The organism is Advenella alkanexedens, assembly GCF_019132845.1.
In the GTDB taxonomy this organism is placed as follows: Bacteria; Pseudomonadota; Gammaproteobacteria; order Burkholderiales; family Burkholderiaceae_B; genus Advenella; species Advenella alkanexedens.
In genome coordinates this window covers 279738-305215 of sequence record NZ_JAHSPR010000002.1, presented here as the reverse complement: position 1 = coordinate 305215, position 25478 = coordinate 279738, and the positions used below count along the sequence as shown (strand labels likewise).

Below are 25478 nucleotides of genomic sequence, written 5' to 3'. Positions count from 1 at the left end.
CCTAAAACTATCTGGGAGGTTACACAACGTGTTGTAAAAAATCTTTCAAACGCTGACTTGGAGGATTAGATAATAATTCAGATGGCGGGCCATCATGAGCTATTTTACCCTGATCGATAAAAATTAAGCGGCTTCCCACCTTGCGAGCGAAGTCCATTTCATGGGTTACCACAATCATGGTCATGCCCTCTTCGGCAAGATCTTTCATCACCTTGAGGACTTCATGGCGCAACTCAGGGTCCAAAGCCGAGGTAGGCTCGTCAAACAGCATCAGCAAGGGGTTGACCGCCAGCGCCCGGGCAATGGCCACGCGCTGTTGTTGTCCGCCCGACAGCTCACCAGGGTAATGATCCATACGCTCGGCCAGACCCACTTTTTCAAGCAAGGCAATCGCTTTCTCGCGCGCCTGTTTGTTGGACATGCCGCGGGCATGGATGGGCCCAAACATGACATTTTCCAGTGCCGTCAACTGTGGAAACAGGTTGAACTGCTGAAACACCATACCGGCTTCCCGGCGCAGCTCGCGTACCTCGGCAGGCTTGCCCCGCACACTTAACTGACCCACCCTGATATCACCGCCCTGAATGGTTTCCAGCGCATTGATGCAACGCAGAAAGGTGGACTTGCCCGAACCTGAAGGCCCCACCACCACAACCACTTCACCCTTGTTAATGGTCAGGCTGATATCATCAAGAATGGTGTTGTGGCCAAACTTTTTAACGACATGCTCAAAAGTTACCATACTCATAATATTCGCATCCTACGTTCCATGGTTTTCAGGATCAGTGCGATCAAACCGGTCAGAATCAAATATATAACCGCCACCGCCCCCCAGATTTCAACAGCCCTGAAGTTGCTGGCCATGATTTCCTGGCCCTGCCGGGTCAGTTCGGCAACCCCGATCACGATAAACAGGGAAGAGTCTTTCAAACTGATAATACACTGGTTGCCCAGGGCGGGAATCATGCGGCGAAAGGCAATCGGCCCGATAATGCGCAACAGGATTTTGTAAAAGGGCAAACCCATGGACTGCCCCGCCTCGAACAGGCCTTTGGGCACGGATTGCAAGGCACCACGCACGATTTCCGCGATATAGGCGCCAGAGTTGATAATAAGTGTCGCAATGGCTGCACTCATGCCATCAACCCGCACATCCACCATCAGTGGCAAGGCAAAGTAAATAAACATGACCTGTACCACAATCGGGGTACCCCGGACAATCAGGATATAAGCCTGCGCAATCATGGAAACCAGCGGCAGCACAATACCGCTCAGCGGGTGCTGACGGATCACATCGAGTGAGAACCAGCCCGGCACATACGTACGAATGACCCCCGCCAGCGCACCCAGTACGGCACCGCCAAACAAGCCCCAAAAAGTAATTTTGATTGTCACCAGCGTACCTTGCCATAGGCTGGGCAACGCATCCCAAACAACCGACAAATCAAAGTCCATAAGCTTTTCCTTATTATGTGCAAAACGGCAATACACAAAGTAAAAACGGTGATTGCCCATACAGGACAGCAATCACCGTTTCATATTGCCCTATAAACGCTTCAGGCGCCTGCTTGATTACTTGACTTCTTCACCAAACCATTTGGTATAGATTTTTTCGTACTCGCCATTGTCTTTCAGGGTTTTCAGGGCTGCATTGACTTTTTCCACCATGTCACTGCCTTTAGGGAAAGCAATACCATAGAAGTCACCACTTTGCAATGCGCCCGTAACCACTACTTTGCCCTTGCCTGCCGTGTTGGCATAGTACTGGACGTTAGGCGTGTCGTGCACCACGGCATCCACCCGGCCCGTTGCCAGATCAAGGAAGGCGTTGTCAATGTTCGGGAACAGTTTCAGCTTGGCATCGGGCACTTCTTTTTTCAGGTAATCCACGGTTGCCGTACCGGTTTTAACCGCCACTTCTTTACCGGCCAGGTCTGCCGCGGTTTTAATGTTTTCATTGTTGACGGAAGTCAGGATGGCCAGGCCGCTTTCGTAGTAGGGATCGGAAAAGTCGATGACTTGTTTACGCTCGTCCTTGATGGTGATGCCGGCCAGCGCCGCATCGATATTCCTGGTTTGCAAGCCGGGAATAATACCGTTGAAATCCATGGGTTGCAGACGATATTTCAGATTCAGTTCTTTGGCAATGGCATCCCATAAATCGATATCGAAACCGACATACTTGCCGTCCTGTTTGAATTCAAAAGGTACAAAGGCCGTATCAGTAGCAACAACCAGTTCCTTATCTTGTGCATAAGCTGTGGTTGCAGCTGGAATTGCAAAGGTAATGGCAAATCCCAATAATGCTGCTTTCATTTTATTTTTTAACATGACTACTCCTGAAATCGTATGTTTACACTTTCTGTTCTTCATGCTTTGGGAAATGCAGCCCATTGCATACTAAAGAACATTCAATATAACCCGTTTTATAGGATAATGAACAGTTAAAAATAAGGCCTTAAGGTAAACCCGAAAGCCCGTCACATTTATAGCCGTTTTTTACTTCAGTCTTTCCCGAAAAGGTGCTTTCCATGCTGTCTTACATCAATATCCAGGGCTCACCCCACGAAGTTGGCCGTCAGCTGGGTGAATTTGGCGCTCCTGGCGTACACGCCTTCCTGCTAACATCGCCCGACTGGGCTTATATCACTTCTTTCAAACATGACCCTGACCTCATGGAAATGAAAACCCGGGTACAACAGCATTTTCCTGCCATCTGGGAAGAAATCCAGGGATTGGCAAAGGGTTTGGAACTGGATGAAACCGATGTATTCCTGTGGAATTGCCGGGGCGATATCTGGGCCATGAGCAAAGACGGCTGCACCACCGTACAATACCCGCAAACGGCACAACGCACTGAACGGCGCATTTGCCACAATGAAGACGGCTACCCGGAATTTAACGGTTATTGCGCCATGGCCCGATGCCAGGTCAACAATTCACCCGCTTTTACTTCCTTTGTATATCCGGCCTCGATTCCCGGCCACACCTTTGCGGTGACCCAGACAGGTCTGGCCATGGCCGTTAACAACCTGCGTTCCCGCCATGTGGCAGGCGGCATTCCCCGTATGGTGCTTACCCGGGCCCTGTTAAACCAAGCCAGCCTGGAGCAGGCCGTGGAGCTGCTGCAAACGCTTCCGCGAGCCGGCGGTTTTCATATTAGTCTTGCCCACACCAACAGCCCCCATCTGCTCAGTATCGAATTTTTTTCATCCGCCTGCTCGGTCAAGAGCATCACTGCCGATCAGGTACATGCCAATCATGCCATCCATGACGAAACGTTTAATTATCCGCAAATCATTACCGGGTCATCAGGCTGGCGCCAGTTGCGTGGCCAGCAAATGCTGGCTAAGGGGGTCGGCCACCCGCTAGAGATTCTGGCCGATCAAACCCATCCGCAATTTCCGGTTTATCGCAAGCAAATCAATGACAGCGACCACGAAAACACCCTGGCGACCGCTGACATGCAAATTGGCCCACAGGGTGTTCAATGGCAGGTTTACGATGGTGCCTGGCCAACCAAACCGATTTATGTCTTCAAGGACGCTGATCTGGTTTCCAGCAATATTTAGTGAGCCGATCAGCTATTGCGATCGGTGGAAAAGTGACAAAAGCCGATCAGGGCATCTTTATAGGGAGAGTCAGGAAAGGGTTCCAGAGCCCTTAGGGCACGCTCGGCCTCTTCCTGCGCAATCTTGCGAGTGTACGCCAGGGCATCGGTAGCCTGGATGGCTCGGGCAACCTCGGTAAAATCAGCCTCTCCGGTTTCAATGGCTTTATACACCAGGTCGCGCTGCTCGGGTGTACCCACCTGCATGACACGAATAAGGGGCAGGGTTGGTTTGCCTTCACGCAAATCGTCACCCACGTTCTTGCCCAGGGTTTCGGCATCGCCAGAGTAATCCAGCACATCATCAATCAGCTGGAAAGCGGTACCCACGTAACAGCCATATTCGGCAGCCGCCTTTTCCTGCTCAGGGCTGGCACCGGCAATGACCGCACCAGTCTGGGCTGCCGCCTCAAACAGTTTTGCCGTTTTATAACGAACAACCTGTAAATAGCGTTCAACCGACACGTCGGGGTCGTGAACGTTCAGCAACTGCAGGACTTCACCCTCGGCAATAATCGTGGTGGCATTGGACACGATCTGCATTATCCTCATGGAATCGATATCCACCATCATTTCAAATGAGCGGGAATATAAATAGTCGCCCACCAGGACACTGGCCGCATTGCCAAACACCGCATTGGCCGTACTGCGCCCGCGCCGCATGTCGGACTCGTCAACCACGTCATCATGCAGCAAGGTTGAAGTGTGAATGAATTCGATAATGGCAGCCATTAAATGATGGTCGGCCCCTTTATAACCTAACGCATTGGCAATCATCAGAACCATGGCAGGCCGCATACGCTTGCCTCCTGCGCTGATGATATAGTCGCCAATAGTACGGATCATGACGACCTCAGAGTTCAAACGCTGACGAATAACGGCATCGACCGCTTTCATGTCATTGGCAATAGGGCTAACAATCTCGGCTAAGTTCAAGGTAAATCCAACAGATTAAGAAAAAGAATCAATTTAAAAGGCTGTCAAACTGTGTAATTATATTCGACTCACTCAAATATCACAGTGAAAAACCCTATTTCAGTGATAATGTACCTGTTTTTAATGCTTTTTCAAATTACTTTGCAGCAATGACAAACCACGATTTCACCACCCTGATTGCACGCGCCGAACGCGTTCTGGGCCAGCTTGAAGCATGGCTGCCCCCTGCCCCCCCCACCCCTGACTGGAATGCCACCGCCTTCCGGTGGCGCAAAAAAGGCAACACCGCCTGGCTTGATGCCGTCAAACACATCTCGACCATCACCCCTGATGACCTCAAACATATCGACCGGCAAAAAAACATCATCGAGCGCAATACCCTGCATTTCCTTGAAAAAAAACCGGCCAATAACGTCCTCATGACAGGTGCCCGCGGAACCGGCAAAAGCTCCCTGGTCAAGGCCATGCTCGACAAATACGCCAGCCAGGGCCTGCGCCTGATTGAAGTGGACAAGTCCGATCTGGGTGATCTGGCCGATATTGTCGACCTGGTTGCCCAGCGCCCTGAACGCTTCATCATTTTCTGCGATGACCTCTCTTTTGAAGAAGGCGAGGCCAGCTACAAGGCGCTTAAATCCATTCTTGATGGCTCCATCTCTTCGGCGGGCGACAACGTGCTGGTTTACGCCACCTCAAACCGTCGCCATTTAATGCCCGAATACATGAGCGAAAACCTGGCCGCCAAACATCAAAGCGATGGCGAAGTCCACCCTGGCGAAACCGTGGAAGAAAAAATCTCACTGTCCGAGCGCTTTGGCCTGTGGCTGTCCTTCTACCCGTTCAAACAAGACGATTACCTGGACATTGTGTACCACTGGCTGCGTGAACTGGGTTGTCCCGAAGAACACATATTGGCCAGCCGTACCGAAGCCCTGCAATGGACCCTTGAACGCGGTTCACGTTCCGGCCGCGTTGCCCGTCATTTCGCGCGCGACTGGGCCGCACGCCACATGGATCAATGAACCCGTTAATAAACAATTAAACCCGTTAAGCCAAAATACACAAACATGTCAAAACCACACATCCATGTCGCCGTTGGCGTCATCATCCGTGACAACGGTGAAATACTGCTTGGACAACGCCCCAAAGGCAAACCCTGGGAAGACTGGTGGGAGTTTCCCGGCGGTAAAATAGAAGCCGGTGAATCCGTCCACCAGGCCCTGTGCCGCGAACTGAAAGAAGAACTCGACATCACTGTCGAACAAGCCACTCCATGGGTCAACTTTGTTCACGAATATCCCAAAAACATCGTACATCTTGCCTTCTGGAAAGTCACCCGCTGGCAAGGCACACCCACCGGCCTTGAAAACCAGCAACTGGCCTGGACCCAACCGGAAAGCGCAGAACAACTGGGCCAGCTGTTACCCGCCTCTTTGCCGCCGCTTAAATGGCTGGGTATCCCCGACCGCTACGCCATCAGCGCCATCGGCTCGGCCGCCAACGCTCCCGCCTGGCTGGAAAAACTGGACTCACTGCTGGACCGCGGAATCCGCCTTTTCCAACTGCGCGAACCCAACTGGGACGAAGGCCCCAAAGCCGAATCCCTGAAAGCACTCATGCTGGAAATACACCAGCGCTGCCACCAAAAAGGTGCCCGCCTGATCATCAACAGCATCCACCCCAAAGCCTGGTGGAGCCTGGCCGATGGCGTGCAACTAAGGGCCCAGGACGCTCTCCTGCTGGAAGAACGGCCCTTGCCTGAAGATAAACTGGTCGGTGTCTCGGCCCACAACCTGGCCGATCTGCTGTATGCCAACATCATTCAGGCTGACTTCACCGTGCTCGGCCATGTTTTGCCCACCGCCAGCCACCCCAAGCAGCCACCGCTGGGCTGGGAAAGCTTCACGCAACTAAGTGCCGAGGCCGGCCTGCCCGTTTTTGCCATTGGCGGCATGAATGAAACCCTGCTGCCCGTTGCCCAACAAAACGGTGCACATGGGATTGCGGGGATTAGCGGTTGGTAAAAAAACACCACCGGTTTGCTCCGATGCCCCTGCGGGTCGAAGTCGCTGCACCGGTGGTGTTTTTTGCTGTTTCAAAGGAACGGGGTAGGCATTCCCACGCTGGAGCATGGGAACGAGGCCAACGGGGCTTGTTACTCTCCGTTTTTCTGAAAAAACCGCTCGTCACGGCTGGAGGCCTGGCTGACAAAACTGCCAGGGGCCACATCATGCGTTAACCAGACATTGCCGCCAATCGTGGCACCTTTCCCAATCGTTACGCGGCCAAGAATAGTCGCCCCCGCATAAATCACCACATCATCCTCAACAATCGGATGCCTTGCCAGCCCCTTATGCAGCGACCCGTCCTCTGCCACCGGAAAACTCTTCGCGCCCAACGTGACCGCCTGATACACCCGCACCCGCTCTCCGATAATCGTTGTCTCGCCAATGACTACGCCCGTGCCATGATCAATAAAAAACCCGTCACCAATCTGTGCACCGGGATGAATATCAATACCCGTCTGACTATGTGCCAGCTCGGCAATAATACGCGCCACCAGCTTGGCATCCAGCTTATAAAACTCATGTGCAATCCGGTGATAAATCATCGCCAGAATACCCGGATAACACAGCAGCACCTCATCCACACTGCCAGCGGCCGGATCACCCACATAAGCCGCATTCACATCGGTATCCAACTGGCTGCGAATCCTTGGCAGGGAAATCGAAAACGCTTTCATGATTTCCACCGCACGCTCCTCGAGCGCTTCGGCACTTAAAGTGTCATTACGATACTGATAACGGACTTCCAGCCGAACCTGGGCCAGCAACACATTCAACGCCACCCCAATGGTATAGCCCACATAATAATCTTCGGTTTCCTGCAGCAAATCATTAGGTCCCAAACGCATCGGGAACAGCGCACTGATCAGTGAATCCAGGGCTTCCCTGATCTCACTGGGAGAAGGCAAATGCCGTCCCCCGATCTCATGCTGGCGGTTTTGCGATACCCGCCACTTATGACGCGCCTCACGCAGGCCACAAACAATATCATCCAAGGGAAAAACCTGGGGGTTATCACTTTTGGAATCACACTTGAAAATCGGCATATAACACCCGTCAAAAAGGGTCAACTAAATACCACAGTTTTAACACAAGCAGGGAAAACACCGCAAACAAACCACATCAATACTATGGTGTTAACGACTCACTCCAGCCACCCCCCAACGCCTTGATCAAATCGACCGTCGTATTAAGCCGCTGATTTTCCAACTGCAAAGCCGTGCGTTCCGCCGAATAGGCCGCTGTCTCCACCTGCACCACACTTAAATAATCAATCAGGCCTGCCTCAAACTGGTTGCGGGTTATCTGCAAAGACTCGCGTGAAGCAGCCAATGCCTGCTGCTGAACCTTAATCTCACGATTGAGCACACCCAGGGTACTGATTGCATCTTCCACTTCCTGCAAGGCCGTCAAAACCGTTTGACGGTACCCGGCCACCTCGGCCTGATAAGACGCTTTGGCATAATTGATATTGGCCGCACGCGCCCCCCCGTCCAGCAGGGTCATGGCCAGCGCCGGACCCAATGACCAGAAATTAAGCGGGGAAGAAATCCAGTCTGAAAACGTGGCAGCTTGCAATCCCCCGGATAAATTCAGTTTCAAATCGGGGAACCAGGCTGACTGGGCAACCCCAATATCAGCATTGGCCTGCGCCACCTTGCGCTCGGCAGCCGCCACATCAGGCCGCCTTTGCAGTAAAGTAGCCGGCACACTGACTGGAATAGCTGGCACTTTCACTTCGAAGGCAACAGGCGCTATATTCACGCTGGACGGCAACTGTCCAGTCAGCACGGCAATCGCATTTTCCGTTCGCGCACGTTCGGCTTCAATATCAATAGCCTGCGCACGTGCATTATTCACCTGCGCCATGGCGGCCACCACATCGCCCCGTGCCGACACCCCTTGCGCATAACGGTTCCGGTTCATCCGCAATGAGCGTTCATAGGCCTGCAAAGTCCGTTCCAGCAAGCGTTTGTGCTCATCAATCATGCGCAAATTAAAATAATTCCTGGCCAGTTCCGACTGCATGCTCAGCCTGACATTGGCCAAATCAGCCGCGCTGGCCTGCTGCGCCGCCTCCTGGCCTTGCACCTGCCGGCGAACTTTCCCCCACAAGTCAAGTTCCCAGTTCAGGGATCCGCTTAAATCATATTGCGAGGTTCCCGAGCGATTGCTGCCACCCGAACGGTCATAGCCGGCACCGCTACCCAACACCGGGAAAAAACCCGAACGGGCTTGTGCCGTCAGGGCCCTGGCCGCATCATAACGGGCCACCGCCTGGACAATACTCTGATTGGACGCATTCAGTTGCTTCATTAAATCATTCAGCACCGGCTCATTGAAGCGCTCCCACCAGTTGCCCTTGGACAAATCATCTCCAGGCCGGGCCTGTACCCAGCCATCCACCTTTTCCGCCTTGTAGGCCAGTCCTGTTTCTTGAACGGGACGCACGTAATCGGGCCCTACCGTACAGGCACTTAACAGGGCCAGTGACAGCATGGTCGCGACCCAACGGAAATACCTGCCTGGAAAACGGGAATCATTGCTCAAAGCTTCACTCATTCTTCAACCTTTAATTGTCAGTATCCGGTGCCACTTCCCCGGTACGTTTTTTCTTTCTGGCAAAGCGCCAGCGCAATTTATCCAGATACAAATAAACCACCGGTGTTGTATACAGGGTTAGCACCTGACTCAGGAACAAACCACCAACAATGGCCACGCCCAGCGGCTGACGCATTTCGACACCGGCCCCGGTTGCCAGTACCAGCGGCAAGGCACCAAACATGGCGGCCAGGGTTGTCATCATGATGGGCCTGAAACGGACAATACAGGCCTCATAAATGGCCTGCTCGGGCGAACACCCCTCCTGACGCTCTTTTTGCAGGGCAAAATCCACCATAATAATGGCGTTTTTCTTCACAATACCAATTAGCAAGAACACCCCGATCAGGGCAATCAGCGTAAACTCCATGCCCACAATCATCAGGGCCAGCAGGGCCCCCACACCCGCCGATGGCAAGGTGGACAGAATGGTAAGGGGATGCATATAACTTTCATACAGAATCCCCAGCACGATATACATCACCACCAGCGCAGCCAGAATCAACAAGGGCTGCTGACTGGTGGTTTGCTGAAACATCTGCGCATTGCCCTCGAAACCGGCCTGGATTTCATTGGTTGGCAAATTCAGACGTTCAACGGCATTTTCAATGGCATTGCTGGCCTGCTCCAAGGTAAAACCGGGTGCCAGGTTAAAAGCAATCGAATCGGAGGCCAGCAACCCCTGATGCTGCACACTTAGTGGGGCATTCGCCGTTTCAAAAGTGGCAAAAGCGGACAAAGGCACCCGATTGCCATCGGCTGTCATCAATTCTATCGTATCCAATACCCCGGCATCCTGGGCATACTGCTGCTCAACCCCCATCACCACGTGATATTGATTGAGCGCACTGTAAATCACAGACACCTGGCGCTGGCTGAACAGATTATTCAGGGAGCCGGCAATCAGATCCATGTCCACACCCAGCCGGGTCGCCATTTCACGGTCAATCACCAATTCAATCCGGCGCCCCCTGTCTTCCACGGCGGCAGTCACCTCGGTAATTTCAGGCAGGGCAGCCATGGCCCTTTGCACTTTAGGCACCCATTCGCGAAGCAATTCAAGATCACCGGACATTAAGGTATAGTCATAAGAGCCCGTTGAACCACCACCAGGCCCACCCATACGGATATCCTGCTGTGGCACCAATGACAACTGGGCTCCCGGAATAACCGGAAACTTGCGACGCAAATTGTTAATCACGTCGTTGGCCGACAATTCCCTTTGCTCAAAAGGCTTAAGCTGAATCATCAGAAAGCTGGAGTTGCTGCCACCACGCCCGCCGGCATAACCCATTACGGTATCCACATTTGGATCTTTCAAGATTTCCTGGCGGTAAATTTCCAGTTTGGGCACCATGGCCTGAAAAGACGTGCCCTGATCCACCCGGAAAAAACCCATGATCATGCCGGTATCCTGCTGTGGAAAAAAGCCTTTGGGCACAATCACGTACAAGTAGACATTCAGGCCAATCGTCAGCAACAGCATGAGTAAGGTCAGAAACCTGAAACGCAGGGCCCAGGCCAGGGATTTCTTGTAACCGCCCAGCATTGCATCAAAAAAACGGTTCCACTGCCGGGTCAGCCAGCGTTCTTTGCGTACGGCCGGTTTGTTTTTCAGCCATTGCGCACACATCATGGGCGTCAGGGTCAGCGACACCAGCAACGACATAAGAATGGCCACCGACAGCGTGACCGCAAACTCCCGGAACAGGCGTCCCGGCAAACCACCCATCAGAAACAGGGGAATGAACACCGCGATCAGGGAAACACTCATGGTCAGTACGGTAAAACCGACTTCCCTGGCCCCCTGCAAGGCGGCCGTGAAAGGACTCACGCCCCGCTCCAGATGACGGGTAATGTTTTCCAGTACAACAATGGAATCATCCACCACAAACCCGGTTGCCACAATCAGGGCCATCAGGGAAATGGTATTGAGTGAGTACCCCAGAAAATACATGACAATGAAAGTCGCCAGCAAAGACAGAGGCACCGAAATCGCGGGAATCAGGGTAGCCCGGACATTCTGTAAAAACACCAGCACCACCAGGGTCACCAGCAGCACCGACAGAACCAGGGTAAATTCAGCCTCTGCCAGCGTTGCCCGGATACTGGGCGTGCGATCCTGGACAACATCCAGGTCCACCTGTGTAGGCAAAAGCAGGCGCAAGGCCGGCAATTCAGCCTTGACCAGTTCTACCGTTTTAATGATATTGGCCGATTCCTGCCTGCGCAGCAGCATGATAATGGCCTTTTCATCGTTGTAAAAGCCACTGTTGAAGACACTTTCGATGGAATCGTAAACCTTGGCCACGTCTTTCAGGCGTACCGCTGCGCCATCCTGCCAACGTATCACCAGGTTTTCAAAATCCGCCGCCTTGCTCAATTGCCCGTTGGTGCCAATCTGCCAGCGGTATTCTTCATTTTCCAGAAAGCCATTGGGCTTGACCGTATTGGCCGAGGTAATGGCCGAACGGACTTCATCCAGGGCAATGCCGTATGAAGCCAGCACATAAGGATTCAGGTCCACCCGCACGGCAGGCAGGGAACTGCCGCCAATCGTCACCTCTCCAATCCCTTCCACCTGGGCCAGTTTTTGCGCCAGAATGGTTGAGGCCAAATCATAAAGCTGGCCCTGGTCGAGCGTCTCGGACGTTAAGGCCAGTGCCATAATCGGTGAAGAGGACGGGTTTACCTTGCGATAAGTGGGCGGTGAGCGCATGCTGCTGGGCAACAGAGGCTGGGCGGCATTGATGGCGGCCTGCACTTCACGCGCGGCGTCATCAACATTCTTGTCCATGTCAAACTGCAGGAAGATTCGCGTACTACCCTCGGTATTGCGCGAGCTCATCGACATCAAACCGGAAATATTGCCTAGCGAGCGTTCCAGCGGGGTCGCCACGCTAGAGGCCATGTTCTCGGGACTGGCACCCGACAAGGAGGCGCTGACTGAAATCATGGGAAAAGACACTTGCGGCAAGGGAGCGACCGCCAGAAAATAATAGGCAATCGCTCCCATCACGGCAACAGCCAATGCCAGCAAAGAGGTAGCAACAGGACGGGCGATGAAGGGGCTAGACAGGCTCACTGCTTTCATCCCTTGGCGTGACCTCTGCCCGCTTGCCCAACCGGTCAAACATCAGGTAAATAACCGGAGTGGTGAACAGCGTCAGAACCTGGCTGCAAATCAGCCCACCCACCATGGCCAGGCCCAGTGGCTGACGCAATTCGGCACCGGTTCCGGTAGACAGCATCAGTGGAATCGCACCAAAAAGGGCCGCCAGGGTTGTCATGAGAATCGGCCGAAAACGCAACAGCGCCGCCTGGTGAATCGCATCCTGGGGACTCAGGCCCTGATGCCTTTCCGCCTCAAGGGCAAAGTCAATCATCATGATGGCATTCTTCTTGACAATACCAATGAGCAGGATAATGCCGATAATCCCGATCATGTCAAGCTCCCGACCAGTCATGATCAAGGCCAGCAGAGCCCCTACCGCTGCCGATGGCAAGGTGGACAAAATGGTAATGGGATGAATGTAACTTTCATACAGCACACCCAGCACAATATACATGGTAAACACCGCTGCCAGCATTAACCAGAGTGTGCTGGACAGGGACGACTCAAAGGCCTGGGCCGCCCCTTGCAAACGCATTTCCACCGAAAGCGGCATGCCAATCTGCGCCCGGACTTCGTTCACCACATCGACAGCCGAGGAAAGGGAAACGCCTTCGGCCAGATTGAAAGAAACCAGCGCGGCCGGGAACTGATCAATACGCATGACTTCAAGCAGGGTTTGCGAGTCATCAATACGCGCAATCTGAGTCAATTGCACCGGCGTGCCATTGCTGGAAGCCACATAGACATTGGCCAGATCTGCCGGTGATTGCCCATATTCCGGATCCACTTCCAGGACGACCCGGTACTGGGCCGACTGGGTGAAAATAGTGGAAATCTGACGCTGCCCGAACGCATTGTAAAGCGCTTCATCCACCTGGGACATGGACACCCCGTAACGTGCGGCGGCATCCCTGTCCACGATGACATTGGTTTGCAAACCCCCTGCCTGGTAGTTATCGGTGACGCCGGTTAACAGCGGGCTTTTCCTGAGCTGGTCGACAAATTCGGGCACCCATTGCCTGAGCAAGGCCGCATCAATGCTTGAAAGGCTGACCTGATATTGCGTGCGGGCAACCTGGGTATCAATCGTCAGGTCCTGGGCCGGTTGCAGATAAACATTGATGCCGCTTAACGGTGCAAGCCGCTCTTCAAGACGCTGCATGATTGTCGTGATACTGTCACGGTTTTCATTTGCCTTGAGCGAAACCTGCAAACGGCCGGTATTCAGGGTGGTATTGCTGCCATCAATCCCCACGAACGACGACACGGACCCGACATCCGGATCTTGCAGGACAAGCTCAACCACTTCCTGTTGACGTGCGGAGATCTGCTGGAATGAGGACGATTGCGGTGCTTCAGTAATTACCTGAATAAGGCCCGTATCCTGCTGGGGGAAAAACCCTTTGGGAATCCACCAGTATAAAAAAAGGGTCAATAACAGAGTCGCCAAGGCCACCATCAAAGTGGCACCCTGATGCCTGAGCACAATGTTGAGCAAACGATCGTAATAATGGATCAGGCCGTCAATGGCCTTGCCCATTCTGGCGTGAAAAGCGTTGTCCTTATACTCGCTTTCGGGCTTGAGCATACGGGCGCACATCATGGGGGTCAGGGTAAGGGAAATAAGCAGGGAAATCAAAATGGCCACTGCCAGGGTAATGGCAAACTCACTGAACAGCCGGCCAATCACATCTCCCATAAACAGCAGGGGAATCAGCACGGCAATCAAAGACACGGTTAGGGAAATCAGGGTGAATCCAATTTCCTGCGCCCCCCTGAGAGCCGCCTGCATGACTGTTTCGCCTTTTTCAATATGCCGGGCAATGTTCTCGATCATGACAATGGCATCATCCACCACAAAACCCGTGGCAATGGTTAACGCCATCAAGGACAGGTTATTCAGGCTGAAGCCAAGCAGGTACATCACGGCAAAGGTACCCACAATGGACAGGGGCACAACAATGGAAGGAATAATGGTGGCGCTTAAACTGCGCAGGAAGACGTAAGTCACCAGCACCACCAGGCCAATCGCCATCAGCATCTCGGACTGAACATGCGAAATGGACTGGCGAATGGTTTCGGTCCGGTCAGAGGCAATATCCACCGTGATAGAGGCAGGCAACGCCGCTTGCAATTGAGGCAGCAAGGCCTTGATATTGTCCACCACCTCGATCACATTGGCACCGGGCTGGCGCTGGATATTTAACAAAATGGCCTGTTCGTTGCCAATCCAGGCCGCCTGCCGGGTATTTTCCGCATCATTGACCACGCGGGCAACATCGCTTAAGCGCAAGGGTGCTCCATCGCGGTAGGCCAAAATAAGCGCCTCATATTCTTCGGGGGTTTTCAGCTGGCTATTGGTATAAATCGTGGTGGCGCGGCGCGGGCCATCCAGGTTGCCGGTGGGCTGGTTGATATTGGCCCCCGTCACACCACTTCTGACATCTCCCAGGGTCATGCCATTGGCCGCCAGCGCCGTTGGATTGACCTGTATGCGCACGGCCGGTCGCTGTCCACCGGCAATGCTGACCAGCCCCACCCCTGAAATTTGTGACAGTTTTTGCGCCATCCGGGTTTCAACCAGGTCACGGGCTTCATACAAGGGCAAGGTAGGTGAGGTGATTGCCAGCGTCACCACCGGTGAATCGGCCGGGTTTACCTTGTTGTACACCGGTGGCATGGGCATGTCAGCGGGCAACAGATTGGAAGCGGCATTAATCGCAGCCTGCACCTCTTGCTCGGCCACACTCATTTCCAGCGACAGGGAAAACTGCAGGGTAATGACCGAAGCGCCCCCCGAGCTGGAGGAGCTCATTTGAATCAGGCCGGGCATTTGCCCGAACTGTCGCTCAAGCGGTGATGTAACCAGTGACGCCATGGCATCAGGGCCCGCCCCCGGATATAGAGACACCACCTGGATGGTGGGGTAATCGACTTCGGGCAAAGCGGAAATGGCCAGTTGACGGTAAGCGGCTATCCCGGTCAGGAAAAGGGCCACCATCAGCAAGGTAGTGGCTACCGGACGAAGAATGAAAGCGCGTGAGATATTCACTGGATAATCTCTATTTTTGAACCATTACGCAAGCGGTCAACCCCTTCGGTGATAATCTGCTCACCCAAGGCAACGCCTTCCAGGATCTGAGTATAGATGCCATCAGTCACACCCAGCTTGACCGGCACCATTTCCGCGGTATTGTCCTTGCCCACCCTGAATAAAAACGGTCCGTTTGAACTGTTCTGGATCGCATCGGTGGAAATGACCATTGCCTGTGGAACCTGACGGATTTTCAGCCGGGTATTGACAAACTGATTGGGGAACAGCCGCTCGTCTTCATTGGAAAAATTGGCTTTAAGCTTAATCGTACCTGTACTGACATCCACCAGGTTATCCATGGATACCAGCTCTCCAGTCGCCAGCTCCTGGCGGTTATCGCGGTCCATCAGGGTGACTTCCAGCTTTGCTCCCTTGGCATATTGGGTTGCCACCTCGGCAAGATGAATTTCAGGCATGGAGAACACAACCGAAATAGGCTTGACCTGGGTAATACTCACCAGCGCATCTGTTGAATTGGCAGTTACCAGGTTGCCAATATCGACATTTCGCAAACCCAGACGACCGTCAATGGGCGCCAATACCTTGGTGTACTCAAGATTCAGTTTGGCTTCATCCACCGCTGCTTTGTCGCTATAAGCCTGGGCTTCCAGCCGCTGCACCAGCGCAGCCTGCGTATCCACCTGCTGACGGGCGATAGAGTCCTGTTTGAAAAGTGTCTGGTAACGCTTCAGATCCTGCCGCGCATTGGCCAGTTCCGCTGCATTCCGGGCCTGTTGCCCCTGGGCCTGCTGAAGCTGTATCTGGAAAGGACGCGGATCAATCTCAAACAGCAAATCGCCCTGTTTGACTTCCTGCCCTTCGGTAAAGGCAATATTTACAATGGGTCCGCTTACCTGGCTCCTGACCCCTACCGTGTTGAAAGCGGTTACCGTACCCAAGCCGGGTACCCTGACTTCCATATCTTTTTGCTGAACGGTTTCAACCCTGACGGGGGTAACCATCGCACCGCGCGCACCGGCTCCCGGGCCATTACGGGATAAGGGTGGGCCACCGGCACCTTGAGACTGTGTGGTGGCATTGTCACCCGAAGGGTCATTGGAAAAATATTGCCACCCGTAATAGCCGCCAATAACAATCAAGACAAATATTGCCAGCTGCAGACGTTTAGATGTTTTTGGTACATTTTCTTGTGTTTGATTGGCCATTGCTCAACAATTCGTAATTAAAAATCAATAGACGATATTGTGAACCATCTACGCAAGGTCTGGCTACCTTACCCCGAAAATTTGAAATAAATTGCAATACCTAAAACACAGTGAAGATGGACTCAAACGTTGCAAAGCGCAATTTTAAACGCTATTGGGCTGGTGACCAATTCTGTTTTCTGTTCGGGCGAGAACTGATGAAAACGAATCCAGATAATATATTTGTTGGCACTGATTTCAGGGTAAGTGCGAATATGCTCGGGTACCCACACCCGGATTAACTGATAGATCTTACCCCCCAGCATTTCCTGGTAAACACCTCCTTCCTGGGTGTTGGCCTCAACGGGATGACCCGATTCACGCAACGTTTTCAGCACCTGGGCCACACCATCATACAAGGGTATGAAAGGCCTGATCCAGCTCAGCAATGAAGCCTTGCGCTCTTCTTCAGGAAACAGCTGCCAGGCGGAATACGACGGCATGTCCATTTGGGAGGTGCCGCCTGGAATGGCAAAACGGTTTTTCAGGCTCATCAGCCATTCATTTTCGCGGGTTGACTGGCCTATGCGCCCGGTACCCGACAAGGCGGCGGACACACGATCCAGATCGGCAATGGCCTGATTCAGGGCCTCGGTATCGACATCGGGATAATTGCGATAAGCCTCGAGATTGGTTTTCTGTTTGTCGATATCCTGCAAAATGCCCGTACGCACTTCGGCACGATCACACGAATCCATGATTTCAAACAAGACCGACAAAGCCACATGCTGCTGCATGGGATCGGACGCCCCGGCAAATGCAAACAATCGCTTGAACAGATACTCCAGTCGCATGACAGAGCGGATTCTCTCGTTAAATGGATACTCGTATAAAATCAAACTGACTCCTTTCTACATTCAGTCCACACTCGCACTGGCAAGCTTGCGCGCCGACAACAACCATTTTTGATGTAGCGCAAAAGCACGCTCCTGCAATTGCTCATGGGTGATTCCCCTGCCATTAAATATCACTTCGTTGGCAACTGCAAGTCTTTGTTCACGGCTGGCCTGTGCCTTGAGAATATTCATGATCGCCTCGACAGACAATCCACTTCTTTTTTGCACCCGCTGAATCTGCTCAGACTCTTCGCAATCCACCACACAAATAACGTTCAGCAAATCCTTGTATTTATGGAGCGATTCCACCAACAGGGGGATATCGTAAATCACGTATTCGCCCGTGGCATTGGTGGTCTTGCTGAGCATTTCCTGTCTGATGAGGGGATGGATAATCGCTTGCAATGTATGACGCACACTGTCATCTTCGAAAACCCGTTGCCGCATATAGGCCCTGTCCATGCCCCCCTTGGCATTAATGGCCTGGCTGCCAAATGCATCCCGGATGGCTGCAACAGCCTTGCCACCGGGCCCGGTCAGTTCATGAGACAGGGCATCGGCATCAATAATGGTGACATTCCATTGCGCAAACAAACGGCAAACGGTAGATTTCCCTGACCCGATCCCACCGGTTATGCCTACCTTGAATTTTTCCATGATGCATTACATTTTAAAAACAGATAAACGGATTTGCCCTGTTATTGCCCGGCAGGTCAAAAAAACTTTCACATAAAATGACAGCATGACCCCGGAAACAAACAACCCGGCCTGCGTACAATGTACACCAAACTGGGTTGACACGCCATAAACACTTTGGACTTACCGATTTGCCTTAAGCAAGGCGTGACTGAATCGGTCAGAGCGACTCAAGGGTTGTACACCCATAGAGCAAGTGAACCAGATTCCTGACCTTCATTTTCCGAAAAATATGCGCCCGATGGGCTTCTATGGTTCTTTCTGTTACACCAAGCATGCCTGCCACGACCTTGTTGGGCAGCCCCTTGCCAAGCAGCTTGAGCACTTCTTTTTCTCGTGGAGTCAGTTGTGCCATTTTTTGCATCATTGTCGAATTTGAGTTGATCATATAACCTCCTTAACTCTTATATAAGACTCAAAAAGATTATATGAACCCCTTGCTCATTTGACACCTACCCTTTTAGGTAGGTACGGGACAATTACAGCTCAATTTCCAGATTATCAATAAGACGGGTCGCACCCAGCTTGGCCGCAGCCAATACCACCAAAGGCGTTTTATTGGCAATTTCCTGGGCCGTTGGCACATGCAGGTCAAGTTGCTTTCTGACAGAGACGTAATCCACTTCCCAGCCACGCTGGGTCAGTGTGTTTCGGGCAAACTCATCAAGGGCGGCCGGTTCGGTTTCTCCGGCCAGCAACCTGTCTTTGACCTGGTTAAGCGTGGCATACAGGAAAGGGGCCTCGGCACGCTCGGCATCGCTTAAGTAACGATTGCGCGAAGACAGCGCCAGCCCGCTTGGTTCACGCACTGTTTCATGCGCATAAATGGTCACAGGCAACTGGAACTGGCGGCACATGTTACGCACAATCATGAGTTGCTGGTAATCTTTTTTCCCGAACACCGCCACTTTGGGCTGCACACAGGAAAACAGCTTCAGCACCACGGTTGTCACGCCCTCAAAAAAGCCGGGACGGAATTCACCCTCAAGGACATTGCCCAGGTCGGAAGGGGTTTGCACGCGATAGCTTTGCGGTTCGGGGTACATTTCCTTGACGGAAGGCGCAAACAGCACATAGACATCACGCCGCTCTTCCAGTTTGGCGATATCCGCCTCTAGGGTACGCGGATATTTGTCAAAATCCTCGTTAGGGCCAAACTGCAACGGATTCACGAAAATACTGGCAACGACCGGGTCTCCGTGCTGCCGGGCAAGACGCATCAAGGACAAATGCCCTTCGTGCAGGTTTCCCATAGTGGGCACAAAGGAAGCCCGTAGCTGGCCACGCAGCTGATCCCTTAATTCCTCAATGGTGTGAACTACTTTCAATTGTCTTCCTTTCTTATTTATACAAGGTCAATTTATTCAACGGCAATTGTATAGGCAAGCCGTACATAGATGGGCGCATATGGCTCGGCCTGGGTGATTTCCAACAGCGATTCGCGGGCCAGTTCCAGCATCGCGATAAAATGCACCACAATGACGGCGGCCGGTTCGCCTTCATTGACCCTTTCCATGAACAGGTCGGTAAACTCCATAAAGCGGGTATCCGACAATCTGCGCAGAATATGCGTCATGTGGTCACGGACCGACAGCTGCTCCCGGGTAATCTGGTGATGGGCATTCAGTTTGGCCCGTTTCATGATATCTTGCCAGGCCAGCCTGAGATCATCGGCACTGACCTCGGGCAGCATGCGCTCCACACTTAAATCCATCTGCGCATTGGCACGCTCGAAATCGCGCCCCAACAGCGGCAGGGCATCCAGTTTTTGGGCGGCCAGTTTCATTTGCTCATATTCAAGCAAGCGCCGCACCAGCTCGGCACGGGGATCTTCCACTTCTTCGCCATTGTCCGACTTGCGAACCGGCAACAGCATTCTGGACTTGATCTCGATCAGCATGGCTGCCATCAATAAATACTCGCCAGCCAGCTCCAGATTCTGGTTACGGATCTGATCGACATAGCTCAGGTACTGACGGGTGACCTCGGCCATGGGAATGTCAAGCACATTGAAGTTTTGCTTGCGGATCAGGTACAGCAGAAGATCCAGTGGCCCCTCGAAAGCTTCCAGGAATACCTCAAGGGCATCGGGAGGAATGTACAGGTCTTGCGGGATATTGAACAGGGGCTCACCGTACAGACGAGCCAAAGCGACCGTATCCACCACATCGGGGGTACTGTCTATCTCGGGGTCCACCAGTGTATCGATTGCCGCAGAGGCCACTGCCATGGGAATGGCTTAGTTCGTTTGATAGACGTAGGGTTTCTGGGGAACACGGGCGGCCTTGAATTGCTTGAGCAGTTCGGCATCCTGCTGCTTGTCCCACAAAAGCGCACGTCCTTCCAGCTGACGCTTTTCAGTGTCGGGGTGTTTGGTTTTATACTCGTTAATAAACCGGGTAATATCTGATTCGTAATGTTGTGCCATGATCACTTACGCAAAAATAAACTAAAACGAAAGTTTACTGCATTTCTAGTGCAAAATCTGGCTTAAAAACAGTTTGGTCCTTTCGTGCACCGGATGATCAAAAAACGCGTCTGGCGTATTTTCTTCCACAATTTGCCCCTCATCCATAAAAACCACCCGGTCGGCCACTTTTCTGGCAAAACCCATTTCATGGGTCACACATAGCATGGTCATACCCGATTCTTCAGCCAGGGTCACCATGACATCCAGCACTTCCTTGACCATTTCAGGGTCAAGCGCCGAGGTGGGCTCATCAAACAGCATGACCTTGGGACTCATGCACAAAGAGCGGGCAATGGCCACCCGCTGCTGTTGGCCGCCCGACAATTGGCCGGGATATTTGTGTGCCTGTTCGGGAATCCGGACCCGTTCAAGATATTTCATGGCCACCGCCTCAGCCTCGGATTTGGGCATTTTCAAGACCCAAATGGGTCCCAGCGTGAGGTTCTCAAGCACGGTTAAATGAGGAAACAGATTAAAGTGCTGGAACACCATGCCCACATTGCGACGTACCTGCTCGATATTTTTCAGGTTATTGCTTAACTCGACACCATCCACAATAATCCGGCCTTCCTGGTGTTCTTCCAGGCGGTTGATGCAGCGAATCAGGGTGGATTTTCCAGAGCCCGACGGCCCGCAAATCACAATCCGCTCACCGGGCGCGACCGACAGGTTGATATCCCTGAGCACATGGAATTTTCCGTACCACTTGTTGACATTTTCCATACGGATAATCATATCTGACACACCAGGCTCCTTTTAACGCTTGTATCCCGTATCCAGGCGAGCCTCAAGATTTTTGGCGTAGCGGGACATGGCAAAACAGAAAACAAAATAAATAAGTGAAATAAACAAATAGGCCTCGACGCTGAAGCCCTGCCAGAGCGGATCGGCCAAAGCTGCCTTGGCCGATAGCGTCAGGTCATAAATACCGATGACCACCACCAGCGAGGTATCCTTGAACAGGGCAATAAAAATACTGACCATGGGTGGGATCACGATTTTCAGGGCCTGGGGCAAAACAATTTTGTACATTTGCTGCCAGTAAGTCAGGCCCAGCGACTCGGCACCTTCAATTTGTCCCTTGGGAATGGCCTGCAGGCCACCGCGCACGGTTTCTGCGATATAGGCAGCGGTAAAGAGGATAATGGCAATTTGTGCGCGCAGCAGCTTGTCAATCGTGACTCCTTCAGGCAGGAACAGCGGCAGCATGACCGACGACATGAACAGCAGACTGATCAGGGGCACCCCCCGGATGATTTCAATATACACCACACATAAGGCCTTGATGGCAGGCATGTTTGAACGTCGCCCGAGCGCCAGCAAAACGCCTAAAGGGAAAGCCAGGCCAATGCCAAAAGTGGCCAGAATCAAGGTAAGTGGCAAACCACCCCAACGGCTGTTATCAATGGGACTCAAGCCCAGCACTCCGCCCCACATCAGGATGGCAACCGAACCCAGGCCTGCCAGCCATATCAGCAGCAGCCATTTATTCCAGAAAACGCGGATGGCGCTGCAAATGATGATCGCCACCAGAATCACCATGGCCAGCAAGGGACGCCACTGTTCGTCATAAGGATAGGTGCCAAACAGGATAAGACGGTATTTTTCCCGGATAAAAGCCCAGCAGGCGCCTTCACTTCCCCGGCATTCGGTGCCGCTGCCTGCCGTGAAATTTGCCTTAAGCCAAACCCATTCGATCAGCCAAGGCGCCGTCATTAGCAAAAACCAGAGCGCCAGTGCCGTGATCAGGATACTGAGGGGCGAAGAAAAAAGATTCTTGTGCACCCAGCCAAAAACACCACTTTCATTTTTGGGCGGAGGACGCCTGCCTGGCTGAACGGGGCCGGTCAATGTGTGCTGACTCATTTTAACGCTCCACCAGGGCGATATGCCGGTTATACCAGTTCATGAATACCGAAATGGATAAACTGACCGTGAGATAGGCCGCCATGATGATCAACACGCCTTCAATGGCCTGTCCGGTCTGGTTCAGGGTAGTGTTAACCACCGAAACAATATCGGGATAACCAATGGCAACCGCCAGCGAACTGTTTTTGGTCAGGTTCAGGTAAGTACTGGTCAGAGGAGGAATCATGACACGCAAGGCCTGCGGCAAAATAACCAGCCTCAATACCCGGGCTTTACCCAGCCCGATAGAACTGGCGGCCTCCCACTGTCCGCTCCCGATACTTTGAATACCCGAACGGACAATTTCCGCCACAAATGCAGACGTATAAATAACCAAACCGGCCAGCAAGGCCGACAACTCAGGAGAAATGGACAGGCCGCCGGTAAAATTGAATCCCCTGAGTTCGGGGTATTCCAGCGCCAGCGAAGCACCACCCAGAAAATAGCCAATAAAGGGAAAAACCAGCAACATGAGCAGACCAGTGCTTAAAACCGGAAACGTTTTCCCGGTTTTTTCCTGGTGCCTGCGTGACCGGTAATAAAAAACAAACGTACAGAGCGCGGCCAGAAGCAGGCCATATAATATCCAGCTCAGGGAATCCCCCTGGAGCGCGGGAAACTTGAGCCCCCGATTGGACAGGAAAACGCCCTCAACCGGACGAAGGGCCTGTCGGGGACCGGGCAGGTTTTCGGTAATCAGGACATACCAGAAAAACAGCTGGATCAGCAAGGGCACATTGCGGATGACTTCAACATAAACGGTCGCCAAGCGGCCAACCAGCCAGTTCATTGACAGCCTGGCCACACCGATAATCGTACCCAGCAGAGTGGACAGGACAATCCCCAAAGCGGAGACCTGCAGGGTATTGACAATACCCACCAATATGGCGCGTTTATAGGTGTCGGCCGGTGAATAGGCGATAGAGGATTCGCCAATCGCAAAACCGGCCTCCCGGTCAAGAAAGTCAAACCCGGTTGTAATATTGCGAACGGAAAGATTATGCATGGTGTTGGTAACCAGATACCAGGCCACATACGCCACGATACCCAATACGGCAATCTGGTAAACAATGGCGCGGAATGCAGGATCATTCCATGAAATTTGTATTTTATTTGTTTTTTTGGAAGTCATAAGCATTAACTTTACAAACCAATGCGCCTTTGTAACCCAAACATCGCCTGTTTGTATAGTCTTATGACCTTATAAACTTATAGCCCTCAAGACAGAAACCGGCCTGCCATACATTCACCGACCGGTATTACCCTTTGGCAGACAGACCGGCCGTAAAGAATGCCATCATTGGTATAAAATGCAGGTATTATGTGCATTTGCATTAATGTGCCCGATTCCCTAACCTGAACCAACATGATTGAATTCAAGCACGTTTTCAAGTCCTATGGCCAAAGCGCCAATATTCTGGCTGATATCAACTTCAACATTTCACGCGGTGAGTTTGTTTTTGTGTCCGGCCCGTCAGGTGCGGGCAAATCCACCCTGCTCAAGCTGATTGGCGGACTTGAACCGCCTACCCGCGGATCCATTATGGTTAACGGACAAAGCCTTGACAGCATGCCTGCCAGGGAACGTCCTTATCTGCGCCGTGCGGTTGGCATCATTTTACAGGACACACACCTGCTCTATGACCGCAATGCCTTCGAAAATGTCATGCTACCCCTGGCCGTGATGAACCTTGATTATAAAAAAGCCGCCTCAAGAGCACGCGCCGCGATTGCCAAGGTGGGCCTGTCGGGCAAGGAAAAACTCAATCCCATTGCGCTCTCAGGCGGAGAACAGCAACGCCTGGCAATTGCCCGTGCCATCGTTAACCGCCCTGCCATCCTGATTGCCGACGAACCCACCGCCAACCTGGACCAGGACAATGCCAACCGCATTCTCGAGGTGTTCCGCGATTTCAATCGGGTAGGTGTGACCACCCTGATCGCCTCCCACGACATGCCCTTGCTGCAACGCCATGCCAACCGGACCCTGCTGCTGGAGCCCGGCCGTTTCAAAGACCTGGGGAAACACTGAATGAACACCTGGCTTAGACATCATCTTTACGCTATTCGCATTGCCGCACGCCGTCTGCTGGGCACGCCATTTTCATCACTCACCAATATCATCGTCATCGCCCTGGTATTGACTTTACCCCTGCTGGCAAGTGCCATGCTGGTTTCCATGCAGCCCCTTGCCCGCAATATATCCGTCAATCCGGCCATTTCACTGTTCATGAAAGATGCCACCACGATTGAACAGACCCATGCGCTAGCCACACAGCTGAAAAACGAACACAGCCAGTCTATTCTGACACTGGAAGTGATTGACAAGGCCGAGGCCCTGCAGTCACTGAAAGCCTCTGAATCCTGGTCGGACGCCCTTAAGGTTCTACCGCAAAACCCATTGCCCCACTCCATTATCATCACCCTTTCCGACGAGGCCAGTCCCACTGAAACGGCCGAACAGCTGGCAGAGATATGGAGCAAGCTGCCCGACGTGGACCTGGTGCAATTTGACAGTGCCTGGGTACAAAAACTGGAGGCCATTCTTTCTTTCATCCGGATTGTGCTGGGACTGCTGGCCGCCGGTGTGGCCCTGATTGTCATTACCACCATTTTCAATACCGTCCGCATGCAGGCACTGGTTCAACGTGACGAAATTGCGGTTGCCCGCCTGGTCGGCGCCACCGAATCCTTTGTGCGACGCCCCTTTCTGTATTTTGGTGCCATCACAGGCCTGACCGCAGGTTTGCTGGCCGTTTTACTCACCAGCATTACCCTGGGCTTTTTAAACCAGGCCATCACCCTGCTTTCCAACAGCTATGGCATCCCCTTCAACGTTACCCTGCCTTCCGCTTCATGGCTGGTACTGACCATTGCTCTGGTCATGCTCATTGCCGCCACGGCGGCCCGCTGGTCGGTAACCCGCCACTCACATTTCTAA

23 protein-coding genes are annotated in these 25478 nt (G+C 52.7%); 5 read left to right on the top strand and 18 right to left on the bottom strand.

Annotation, left to right across the window (positions count from 1 at the left end; translation table 11 throughout):
- Positions 1-19: 19 nt before the first annotated feature.
- From glnQ to glnH, 3 genes are all read right to left on the bottom strand, one after another.
- Positions 20-748: a glutamine ABC transporter ATP-binding protein GlnQ gene (gene glnQ / locus KU392_RS03870; RefSeq protein WP_169293570.1), complete on the bottom strand. Its 729-nt coding sequence runs from the start codon at positions 746-748 to the stop codon at positions 20-22.
- On the bottom strand, positions 745-1455 hold the full coding sequence (glnP, locus tag KU392_RS03865; RefSeq protein ID WP_169293569.1) for a glutamine ABC transporter permease GlnP: 711 nt from the start codon (positions 1453-1455) through the stop codon (positions 745-747). Before glnP ends, glnQ begins: the two co-directional genes overlap by 4 nt.
- A gap of 117 nt (positions 1456-1572) precedes the next feature.
- Positions 1573-2331, bottom strand: a complete 759-nt coding sequence (glnH, locus tag KU392_RS03860) for a glutamine ABC transporter substrate-binding protein GlnH (RefSeq protein WP_169293568.1) — start codon at positions 2329-2331, stop codon at positions 1573-1575.
- A gap of 200 nt (positions 2332-2531) precedes the next feature.
- Between glnH and KU392_RS03855 the strand changes: the two genes are divergently transcribed.
- On the top strand, positions 2532-3572 hold the full coding sequence (locus KU392_RS03855; protein WP_169293567.1) for a C45 family autoproteolytic acyltransferase/hydrolase: 1041 nt from the start codon (positions 2532-2534) through the stop codon (positions 3570-3572).
- An 8-nt stretch (positions 3573-3580) separates the two neighbouring features.
- Here the strand turns inward: KU392_RS03855 and ispB are convergent, their stop codons facing one another.
- A complete protein-coding gene (gene ispB, locus KU392_RS03850; protein ID WP_217734613.1) occupies positions 3581-4546 on the bottom strand; it encodes an octaprenyl diphosphate synthase in 966 nt (321 codons plus the stop codon).
- Between the two features lie 149 nt (positions 4547-4695).
- On the opposite strand from ispB, the gene KU392_RS03845 reads away from it, so the two are divergent.
- Both KU392_RS03845 and KU392_RS03840 read left to right on the top strand, forming a co-directional pair.
- The gene (locus KU392_RS03845) at positions 4696-5568 is read left to right on the top strand and encodes an ATP-binding protein (protein WP_217734612.1); all 873 of its coding nucleotides are present in this window, start codon (positions 4696-4698) and stop codon (positions 5566-5568) included.
- Positions 5569-5613: 45 nt separating this feature from the next.
- Positions 5614-6570 (top strand): Nudix family hydrolase, encoded by a 957-nt coding sequence (locus tag KU392_RS03840; RefSeq protein ID WP_217734611.1) that lies wholly within the window; start codon positions 5614-5616, stop codon positions 6568-6570.
- 131 nt (positions 6571-6701) lie between these two features.
- On the opposite strand, the gene epsC is transcribed toward KU392_RS03840, so the two are convergent.
- From epsC to KU392_RS03770, 14 genes are all read right to left on the bottom strand, one after another.
- Positions 6702-7658: a serine O-acetyltransferase EpsC gene (gene epsC / locus KU392_RS03835; protein ID WP_169293563.1), complete on the bottom strand. Its 957-nt coding sequence runs from the start codon at positions 7656-7658 to the stop codon at positions 6702-6704.
- Between the two features lie 82 nt (positions 7659-7740).
- The gene (locus KU392_RS03830; protein ID WP_246587273.1) at positions 7741-9174 is read right to left on the bottom strand and encodes an efflux transporter outer membrane subunit; all 1434 of its coding nucleotides are present in this window, start codon (positions 9172-9174) and stop codon (positions 7741-7743) included.
- Between the two features lie 10 nt (positions 9175-9184).
- Entirely contained in the window at positions 9185-12298 is a 3114-nt protein-coding gene (locus KU392_RS03825) for an efflux RND transporter permease subunit (RefSeq protein ID WP_217734610.1), read from the bottom strand.
- Entirely contained in the window at positions 12285-15380 is a 3096-nt protein-coding gene (locus tag KU392_RS03820) for a multidrug efflux RND transporter permease subunit (protein WP_217734609.1), read from the bottom strand. Before KU392_RS03820 ends, KU392_RS03825 begins: the two co-directional genes overlap by 14 nt.
- The gene (locus tag KU392_RS03815; protein ID WP_169293559.1) at positions 15377-16588 is read right to left on the bottom strand and encodes an MdtA/MuxA family multidrug efflux RND transporter periplasmic adaptor subunit; all 1212 of its coding nucleotides are present in this window, start codon (positions 16586-16588) and stop codon (positions 15377-15379) included. Before KU392_RS03815 ends, KU392_RS03820 begins: the two co-directional genes overlap by 4 nt.
- Before the next feature lie 122 nt (positions 16589-16710).
- Positions 16711-17466, bottom strand: coding sequence for a cell division protein ZapD (gene zapD / locus KU392_RS03810; RefSeq protein ID WP_169293558.1), 756 nt, complete (start codon positions 17464-17466; stop codon positions 16711-16713).
- A gap of 18 nt (positions 17467-17484) precedes the next feature.
- Positions 17485-18120, bottom strand: a complete 636-nt coding sequence (coaE, locus tag KU392_RS03805) for a dephospho-CoA kinase (protein WP_217734608.1) — start codon at positions 18118-18120, stop codon at positions 17485-17487.
- Between the two features lie 199 nt (positions 18121-18319).
- A complete protein-coding gene (locus tag KU392_RS03800; RefSeq protein WP_169293556.1) occupies positions 18320-18547 on the bottom strand; it encodes a response regulator transcription factor in 228 nt (75 codons plus the stop codon).
- Between the two features lie 91 nt (positions 18548-18638).
- Entirely contained in the window at positions 18639-19487 is an 849-nt protein-coding gene (gene panC / locus KU392_RS03795; protein WP_169293555.1) for a pantoate--beta-alanine ligase, read from the bottom strand.
- A gap of 32 nt (positions 19488-19519) precedes the next feature.
- Positions 19520-20389 (bottom strand): segregation and condensation protein A, encoded by an 870-nt coding sequence (locus KU392_RS03790; RefSeq protein WP_169293554.1) that lies wholly within the window; start codon positions 20387-20389, stop codon positions 19520-19522.
- A gap of 9 nt (positions 20390-20398) precedes the next feature.
- Positions 20399-20587, bottom strand: a complete 189-nt coding sequence (locus KU392_RS03785) for a DUF3460 family protein (protein ID WP_217734607.1) — start codon at positions 20585-20587, stop codon at positions 20399-20401.
- Between the two features lie 45 nt (positions 20588-20632).
- Positions 20633-21373: an amino acid ABC transporter ATP-binding protein gene (locus KU392_RS03780; RefSeq protein WP_169293552.1), complete on the bottom strand. Its 741-nt coding sequence runs from the start codon at positions 21371-21373 to the stop codon at positions 20633-20635.
- 12 nt (positions 21374-21385) lie between these two features.
- Positions 21386-22495 carry an amino acid ABC transporter permease gene (locus tag KU392_RS03775; protein ID WP_169293551.1) on the bottom strand — a complete coding sequence of 370 codons (1110 nt, stop codon included), beginning with the start codon at positions 22493-22495 and terminating at the stop codon, positions 21386-21388.
- A gap of 1 nt (position 22496) precedes the next feature.
- Positions 22497-23669, bottom strand: a complete 1173-nt coding sequence (locus KU392_RS03770; RefSeq protein WP_169293550.1) for an amino acid ABC transporter permease — start codon at positions 23667-23669, stop codon at positions 22497-22499.
- 234 nt (positions 23670-23903) lie between these two features.
- On the opposite strand from KU392_RS03770, the gene KU392_RS03765 reads away from it, so the two are divergent.
- Both KU392_RS03765 and KU392_RS03760 read left to right on the top strand, forming a co-directional pair.
- The gene (locus KU392_RS03765) at positions 23904-24569 is read left to right on the top strand and encodes a cell division ATP-binding protein FtsE (RefSeq protein ID WP_169293549.1); all 666 of its coding nucleotides are present in this window, start codon (positions 23904-23906) and stop codon (positions 24567-24569) included.
- Positions 24570-25478, top strand: coding sequence for a cell division protein FtsX (locus tag KU392_RS03760; RefSeq protein WP_217734606.1), 909 nt, complete (start codon positions 24570-24572; stop codon positions 25476-25478).